The sequence below is a fragment of the Sulfurospirillum sp. MES genome, assembly GCF_000789415.1.
Classification (GTDB): domain Bacteria; phylum Campylobacterota; class Campylobacteria; order Campylobacterales; family Sulfurospirillaceae; genus Sulfurospirillum; species Sulfurospirillum cavolei.
Genome location: NZ_JSEC01000036.1, coordinates 1 through 2,031 on the forward strand (window position 1 = coordinate 1; position 2,031 = coordinate 2,031).

Annotated in this window: 3 protein-coding genes; all 3 read left to right on the forward strand. The window is 46.0% G+C overall.

All coding sequences use genetic code 11. From position 1 onward, the window contains the following. On the forward strand, nucleotides 1–555 hold a 555-nt coding region (locus tag OA34_RS13190; protein ID WP_039676177.1), incomplete at its 5' end, for a transporter substrate-binding domain-containing protein. 81 nt (nucleotides 556–636) lie between these two features. Continuing rightward, nucleotides 637–1,239 carry an Aq_678 family protein gene (locus OA34_RS13195; protein WP_039676178.1) on the forward strand — a complete coding sequence of 201 codons (603 nt, stop codon included), beginning with the start codon at nucleotides 637–639 and terminating at the stop codon, nucleotides 1,237–1,239. A 73-nt stretch (nucleotides 1,240–1,312) separates the two neighbouring features. Beyond that, the coding region (locus tag OA34_RS13200; protein WP_286683064.1) for an EAL domain-containing protein at nucleotides 1,313–2,031 on the forward strand (719 nt) is incomplete at its 3' end.

Genomic DNA, 2,031 nt, shown 5'->3' on the forward strand with positions numbered 1-2,031 from the left:
TGGAATAAAATGTACGAAGAAGCCCTCAAACACCCCAAGGCTTATTTGATGACGGCGGTTAAGCTGAAAGATCGAGAACCGCACTTTTATTGGCTAGGACCGGTGGCGACGGTTAGATTGGGCGTGATTACCAAAAGAGCGACGCCGGTGGCTAGCGGTAAAAGTTTGATGGAAATTTTACGTCCGATGCGTATCGCTACGATTAAAGAGACCTCTTCGGAGAAGTTACTGTTTCAAGAAATCGGAGAGCACCACGGCTTAAATATTATCCGTGTTTCGACGCCGATTCAAGGGTATAAGATGTTGGAATACGGCAGAGTCGACGCGGTAGTGTATACCGACGTTCCGTTCGTGTATCATTTGATTACCGAAGGGCAAGACGTTTCGCAGTACCGTATGGCATACGTGATTTTAAATACGGATTATTACATTTGCGCGGGTAAAGAGATTCCTAAAGAGCAGATACAGATCATGCAAACGCAACTCAATCGCCTTAAAGAGCCTGACGGCGACAAAGGAAGCCTTTACGATCGGATGATGGCACAAGTATCTTAAAGGGGCGAGGCTCGAGCCTTAATTCACCGTTTTTTCACGATTGTAGCGTATAATACGCAAAAAAATGACGAAAGAGCGGCAATGCGACAGACACTTATTTTGATAGTCGGGTTATTGTTTATCGGATGTGGACCTCGGTACGTGATTCAAAATCAATACGTTCCGCCCCTCACGACAACAGAAGCAAGTACCGCGTGTTTCAACGGCTGTATGACGGCGCGCGAGCGTTGTCAAACGCCGTGTCAAGCGGCATATCAGCGTTGTTTAGACGATTCGTACGCAAAAGCAAAAGTGATTGAAGTAGAAGAGATGCGTTCTTTCGATCGTGCCTACGATCGTTATATGTTCGAACTCTCTTCGTATCGGGCAGAGCGATTTGCGTGGGAGAGTGCTTATCGCGATTACAGTCGCGATTTGAGCTATTTTCAATCCCAATGCGAACGCACGAAAGATCCGAGTGCCTGCCAAAGACGCGACGAGTTGCGCTCGCGCATGAATGCGCTACGCTATCGTCAACCGCGCGAGCCGTGGGTGCCCGTACGCCCTTCTTTTGAGCAAATTTTAGTCAATCAACAAAGCTTTTGTACGACCGATTGCGGGTGCGACCAAGCCTACGATGCTTGTTTTGCGGGATGCGGAGGACAGGTGATACCGCATAAAATTTGCGTGGAAAATTGCGACTGAATACGTGACATGTAACAATTCGGTAATCGCTTTAGCGTAGAATTCTTCCATTTCAATGGAGGAGTCACGTCACATGTTAAACGAGCGATGGCAAAAACTCATTGAGGTCGCCGATTTTGCGTTTCAGCCGATTGTCAATATTTATACGGGAAGGCTTTACGCCGTTGAGGCGTTGATTCGTAATTACGAAGCGGCGGATTTTAATACGATTGATGCCGTTTTTGATACCGCCTTTAGCGAAAAAGTGCTTTACAGCGTCGACATTAAGCTCCGTGAAAAAGCCATTCACAAATTTTCGTTACTTCCTTTTGCCAAACATGTCAAACTTTTTTACAATCTCGACAACCGCATTACGATGATGCCCGATTTTAAATCCGGTTATACATGTGAGCTTTTAAGCACTTACGATATGGACTTTTCGAACATCTGTTTCGAACTTTCGGAAAAGCATCAAGTCGGTATGTACGCGGGCGTGGATAAACTCGTGCTCAATTTGTACAAGCAACAAGGCTATAAAATGGCGATCGATGATTTCGGAGTGGGCTTTTCCGGACTTCAGATGCTTTTTCATGCCGAACCCGATTTTATCAAAATCGACCGTTTTTTTATCAACGACATTCATAAAAGCAAGAAGAAAAAACTCTTCGTCGGCTCCATCGTTCAGATCGCGCAGGCGATGGGTATTTTTACGATCGTCGAGGGCTTAGAGTGCGAAGAAGAGTACATCGAGTGTAAAAAACTCGGCTGCAATATGGTGCAAGGCTATTTCGTGCAACGCCCGACGCTAAACGT